General features: G+C 45.9%; 4 protein-coding genes. 2 read left to right on the top strand and 2 right to left on the bottom strand.

Going from position 1 to position 5,992, the window contains the following annotated elements:
* Positions 1–839, bottom strand: an 839-nt coding sequence (locus LAY41_RS30980; protein WP_249106415.1) for a DUF4347 domain-containing protein, incomplete at its 3' end; no start/stop codon positions are given.
* A gap of 334 nt (positions 840–1,173) precedes the next feature.
* Positions 1,174–2,493, bottom strand: a complete 1,320-nt coding sequence (locus LAY41_RS30975; RefSeq protein ID WP_249106414.1) for a TIGR03032 family protein — start codon at positions 2,491–2,493, stop codon at positions 1,174–1,176.
* A 255-nt stretch (positions 2,494–2,748) separates the two neighbouring features.
* On the opposite strand from LAY41_RS30975, the gene LAY41_RS30970 reads away from it, so the two are divergent.
* Both LAY41_RS30970 and ppsA read left to right on the top strand, forming a co-directional pair.
* On the top strand, positions 2,749–2,985 hold the full coding sequence (locus tag LAY41_RS30970; protein ID WP_249106413.1) for a hypothetical protein: 237 nt from the start codon (positions 2,749–2,751) through the stop codon (positions 2,983–2,985).
* A gap of 234 nt (positions 2,986–3,219) precedes the next feature.
* Positions 3,220–5,658, top strand: a complete 2,439-nt coding sequence (ppsA, locus tag LAY41_RS30965) for a phosphoenolpyruvate synthase (RefSeq protein ID WP_249106412.1) — start codon at positions 3,220–3,222, stop codon at positions 5,656–5,658.
* The last annotated feature ends 334 nt before the right edge of the window (positions 5,659–5,992 follow it).

The raw sequence follows: 5,992 nt of genomic DNA, 5'->3' as shown, positions 1-5,992 counted from the left end.
AAGTTGGTAGCAGCGCCAAAACTGCCTGTCCCTGTCCCTAATAGGACGCTGACGTTGTTGGAGTTAAAGTTCGCCGCTGCAATGTCGGTTTTGCCATCACCGTTGAAGTCTCCTACGGTGACGGAAAAGGGATTAGTCCCCACCCCAAAGTTGCTGGGTGTGGCGAAGGAGGCGGGGAAAATGCCGGGATAGGCATTACATACTTCTGGGGAAAAGGCAATAGGGCTGGCAATGTTTCCCAGTCTGTGTTCTAGGTTCCAGGTTCCGCCTTTGCTGGGGTTCCCGACTGGGTGGGCGGAGGCGGCGATGTTGGCGCGGGTGAGGTGGTGGAGTTGTTGGAGGAAGTTCGCACTTGGGTTTTCTGTTACCAACAAAGCCCGCCCGGAAATCAATTTCCGGGCTAATAGCCCAAGTCCACTGAAGTGGACTGAAGAGTCGTTTTTAGTCGGTTTTAACCGACTTTCGCTATTAGCCTGGGGGTTGAACCCCAGGCGGGTGGTGATGTTGAGAGTGTCAGCGGCGACGTTGCAGGAGTAGAGGAGAATGTCGCTGATTTGCCATTGTTGTAATTGGTGGCGATATTGGTCAATATTTGCCGCATTGATGGGTGTTTTTCCGAGGTGCAGACAACCGGGTTCGCCATGACAAACGATATGTAAACTAGGGGCGGGATAATTATTTAATGCCTCTGTAATTTGTTCGATGCCATCAAAGTTAGGGTCGATAATAATAACTTTGGCGCTGTCTCGGACTCCGGCTGCTAATATTTCGTAGGCTTCTACTCTGGGGTCGATGATTACTAATTTTTGGGTTGATGTTTGTTGGTTGATGGATTTCATGGTTTTTGGGTGTTTATCTTCCTAAAGAGTTGCTAAAAGTATTGGTTGAAAAAATACAAATTTGGTATTTTCACAGGACTTACGCGTCCATCAGAGGTGTAGGGGCGGGTTTTGTTGAGAGTATACAGGACTTACGCAGGGACGCTAAATATGGTGGATGGTGCGTTACGCTATCGCTAACACACCCTACAGATAGAGGCTTTGCGTAAGTCCTGAGAATATTTATTTACTCCCTTCCCGGTGGAAGACTATGTATAGTGGGAGGGCGTTCGCGTTCGCGTAGCGGCGCGGATGCGCTCAGCGTGCCGTAGGCATTAGCATTGCGGTATTAAGCTTAACTCAAAACCGAAAAGTTAATTCCGCAATGCTTCGCCCCTACATAATCTTGTGGCGGGAACGGAGTAAAACAGAGGTTATCTGCTAAGCCGTTCGGCTGAGCGCTCACGCCGAAGCCCGCCCCTACAATCCTTGATTTTTCGGATATGCTACTAATTTCAGGAGGCTGAGCCTCTGAGTTGGCGTGACCAGGCTCAGCCTGTTCACGAGATAAATCTAAGGTGATCAGTTGAGAAATTTCCTCGGTTTGAAATCCTAAAGCCATCGGTCTTTGCATTCCTGGTAGCACCTGCACGTCGTATAATTCACTAATAACTCCTTCTAGCCGCAGCCAATGAATGATATTTCCCGAATTCAAATCAATTACCATCAAACCGCAACGAGCTTCGGTATCTTTGGCAATTAATTTATCATCTAGAGATAACCCAGAAAAAGTTTTATCTCCGCTTCTTGGTTTGGATAGTCCGACAATTGCATAATTTTTCCAAAATGCTAACCCTCGTAAATATCCGGGACAAAATGTAACAGGTTCAAATTTTCCTTGCTGTAAATCTACATAACCAAATTCCCCAGAACCAGAATTATGCAGCCATAATTTTCCTTGATAAAATCTTGGAGAATGGGGCAGACTTAACCCACTTAAAATTATTTCATTTGATGGAATATCTATGACTACGCCGCCATCTTTTCGTTTGTCTCGCCACCCATCTACGACATCGGAACGACTGCAAGCGGTGACGAAACGGGTTTGTCCCTCTACCATTGCTAATCCGTTGAGGTGACAGCGGTCTTCGTTGACGATTTTGGAGATAAATTTGGGTTTCCAGAGAGGGGTGCAACTTTTCGTTTCGCTCAGAGTTGCCAGACAATTAAGTAAGGTGCTGACAAATACGATCCCCCCCTGCCCCCCCTTAAAAAGGGGGGGTTCTGAAAGCCCCCTCCCCGTTGACGGGGAGGGGGTTGGGGGTGGGGTAGCTATAGCTACATCGTGAATATCCAAATCCCCGGTAGTGTAGCCGATGCGAGGGATGTAGAGTTTGTCGTAGCCGTTGTATAATTCCCCTGGTGCGAGGGCGTTATCTAGTTGCCAAAGTTGATATTTTGTGCTAAGAAAAAGCCGTTCTGATGTAGCATATAGCCCCATCGCGCGATCGAACAAACGCTCAAATCCCGAAAGTTGCCCCTGTGGATTCACCCCAATCAAACATAGTCTCGAAGTCTGATAGGTGGTGAAGGCAAGGCTAATCTGCTCTAACTGCAACCATTCTAGGAATTGACGGGAACAGAATACTTCTATATCTGGTGATGATTGTTGCATTCTGGGAACCTTGCTAAATAAATACGATCGCGGCAGCGCTGAAAAATCATTTCCCCAGCACCTACTATAAAAATCAATATCTCTTATAAAGACAGATGATTGCCTTGCTTATAATCAACCTACAGATAGATAAATCTTGTAAAATATATCTATGTAATTTAGCCTTTTGTACTGAGGAACGTCAAGCGATCTCTCTCCGTAAACCGAAAATTCACGTAAACTTAACAATATACTGCCCTGGATGAACAATGAACCATGAATACCCGAAAACTGACCTTGGAAATCTCGGAATCGGTCTATGAGAAACTAGCTCACTTGGCCCAGTTAAACGAAGAATCGCTCGAACGCACCGCTATATGGAGCATCCTTTCCAGTCTTCCCTCTTTAACTAAAAAAGCGGAAGAATTCAATCAAATGATGGAGCGAGTAACACCTGAAAATTTACATGGTGAAATTGACTTTGGGGAGCCTGTAGGTCGTGAATTCAGATAGCCTACTCACAAATCTACTTCCTAAGCCACATTTATCAATAGAGTAATTTTCCTCTGCTAATAGCTGGCGGGACTCCCCTTGGCCCAAAAAGCAGCATTTTGTATAGCATTATACCATAAAATGCGATCCCGAAAGCGATCCCAAAGAAATTATAAATAAAATTACGAAGTGATGAAATTTACCCATTCCTCTGCGGGCGATCGCTAGACTGAGGCTAGATAGCAGGAAATACCTATGGTTATAGCCACTCAAGAGAAGTCTTCCCAGTTCTCCAAAGAGAAATCTCTGGTTCTCTGGTTCGATGAAGTTGGGATCGGCGACATCCCCTTAGTTGGTGGAAAGAATGCCTCCTTGGGGGAAATGATCCAGCAGTTGACTCACAAAGGAGTCAATGTTCCCAACGGGTTTGCAACTACAGCTTATGCCTATCGTTATTTCATCCAAGCAGCAGGTTTAGAAGAAAAGCTGCGCGAACTGTTTGCCGACTTGGATGTGGAAGATGTTAATAACTTGCGGGAACGGGGAAAAAAGGCGAGGTCATTGCTTTTACACACACCTTTTCCCAAAGAATTGCGGAGTGCGATCGCACTAGGTTACCAGAAAATGTGCGATCGCTACGGCGCAGAAACAGAAGTCGCAGTCCGTTCCTCCGCCACCGCAGAAGACTTACCCGACGCCAGTTTCGCCGGACAGCAGGAAACTTATCTCAACATCCAAGCTGTGGAAAGCGTCATTGGTGCGTGTCACAAATGCTTTGCATCACTATTTACCGATCGGGCCATTTCCTATCGTCATGCCAGGGGATTCGACCATTTTAGCGTCGCCCTTTCCGTCGGCATCCAAAAAATGGTGCGATCGGACCTAGCTTCCTCTGGTGTGATGTTCACCATTGACACCGAAACAGGATTTAAAAATGCTGCTTTAATTACAGCAGCATTCGGATTAGGAGAAAATGTAGTTCAAGGGGCAGTTAATCCAGACGAATATTTAGTTTTCAAACCCACATTAAAAGATGGCTATCGCCCAATTATCGACAAACGGTTAGGTAGCAAAGAATATAGATTGGTTTGCGATGTTGGCGGTTGCAAACAAATGAAAAATGAGCGAGTTCCCCTCAACGAACAGAAGCAATTTGCACTTTCGGATGATGAAATATTACAACTGGCGCGTTGGGCTTGCATAATTGAAGACCACTACAGCGATGTGCGCGGTATTTACACCCCGATGGATATCGAGTGGGCGAAAGACGGGATTACCAACGAAATGTTTATCGTCCAAGCGCGTCCCGAAACAGTACAATCGCAGAAATCGCAAAACATTCTGCGTAGCTATCATTTACAAGAACGCAGCAATGTGCTAGTTACTGGTCGTAGTGTTGGGGAAGCGATCGGTCAGGGGAAAGTTCGCCTCATGCTGGATGTTCGCAAAATCGATTTGTTCCAACCAGGCGAAGTTTTAGTAACAGATAAAACCGACCCTGACTGGGAACCGATCATGAAAAAAGCCAGCGCTATTATTACTAACAAAGGGGGTCGAACCTGTCATGCCGCAATTATAGCTCGCGAAATGGGAATCCCCGCAATTGTCGGAAGCGGCGATGCTACAGATATCTTGAAAACAGGTCAAGAAGTAACAGTTTCTTGTGCGGAAGGAGAAGAAGGAAGAGTTTATGCTGGTTTGCTACCTTTTGAAGTAAAAGAAGTGCTTCTGGAAAACTTGCCTCGCACCCGCACCAAAATTATGATGAATGTGGGGAATCCAGAAGAAGCGTTTGGTCTTTCCCATCTTCCCTGCGATGGCGTCGGTTTAGCGCGGTTAGAATTTATTATTGCCAATCACATCAAAGTGCATCCTTTAGCTTTGATTCACTTCGACAAATTGCAAGATGAATCTGCCCAAGCAAAGATTGCCCAATTGACCGCACTTTATGAAGACAAACCGCAGTACTTTGTGGATAAATTAGCCCAAGGGGTAGCAAGAATTGCTGCTGCATTTTATCCCAAACCAGTGATAGTGCGGATGAGCGATTTCAAAAGTAATGAATATGCCAATCTTTTGGGCGGTCGGCAATTTGAACCGCAAGAAGAAAACCCGATGCTTGGTTGGCGCGGCGCTTCTCGTTATTATGATGAGAAATACCGGGACGCATTTGCTTTGGAATGTCACGCATTGAAGCGGGTGCGGGATGAAATGGGTTTGACAAATGTAATTCCCATGATTCCTTTTTGTCGCACGCCGGATGAAGGTCGCAAGGTGTTAGCTGAAATGGCGAAACATGGACTGAAGCGTGGGGAAAATGGGTTGCAAGTCTATGTGATGTGCGAGATTCCCAGCAACGTCATCCTCGCGGATCAATTCTGTGAGGAGTTTGATGGGTTATCCATAGGTTCCAACGATCTGACGCAGCTAGCCTTGGGATTAGACCGCGACTCAGGCTTGGTTGCTCATCTTTTTGATGAACGCAATGAGGCTGTGAAGATAATGGTGCAGATGGCGATCGCATCAGCTAAAAAGAATGGTCGCAAAATTGGTATCTGCGGTCAAGCCCCCAGCGATTATCCTGAGTTTGCCTACTTCCTAGTTGAGCAAGGGATTGACTCAATGAGCCTCAACCCTGATTCCCTTATGAAGACCATCTTTATAGTGGCTGAAGCTGAGGGCATTAAATCCTAATACAGGCTCGTGGTATAATGCGGTAGGGTGGGCATTGTCCACCCTATTTTATGGGTAAGCGCCATAATAATCTGTCTACATATAGATCTACCCTATGAACCAACAACGCCTCAAAGATTATGTCCAACTCATTAAGAGTATACTTAAGTGTTCTAGCCAGGAAGAATTAGAAGAATTATTAAGCGGTAAGCGCGATCTGATAGATGCCGAATAAATCAAAAGCTCCCTTCCTTGATGAAGAAAGAGAGCCTTTGCTTTGAATATTAACCTGGCACCGAGCTATTTTCCCAGGCAGTGACCCACCAAGTATCTTCGCCGCAGCAGCGTTTCACCA

The organism is Argonema galeatum A003/A1 (assembly GCF_023333595.1).
Taxonomy (GTDB): Bacteria; Cyanobacteriota; Cyanobacteriia; order Cyanobacteriales; family Aerosakkonemataceae; genus Argonema; species Argonema galeatum.
The sequence above is the reverse complement of the archived record's forward strand: the minus strand, read 5'-3'. Positions and strand labels throughout refer to the sequence as shown.

What these genes read in the sequence shown, in the direction of transcription:
- LAY41_RS30975 (WP_249106414.1), bottom strand. Translation starts at nt 2,493, where the DNA reads ATGCAACAATCATCACCAGATATAGAAGTATTCTGTTCCCGTCAATTC.
- LAY41_RS30970 (WP_249106413.1), top strand. Translation starts at nt 2,749, where the DNA reads ATGAATACCCGAAAACTGACCTTGGAAATCTCGGAATCGGTCTATGAG.
- ppsA (WP_249106412.1), top strand. Translation starts at nt 3,220, where the DNA reads ATGGTTATAGCCACTCAAGAGAAGTCTTCCCAGTTCTCCAAAGAGAAA.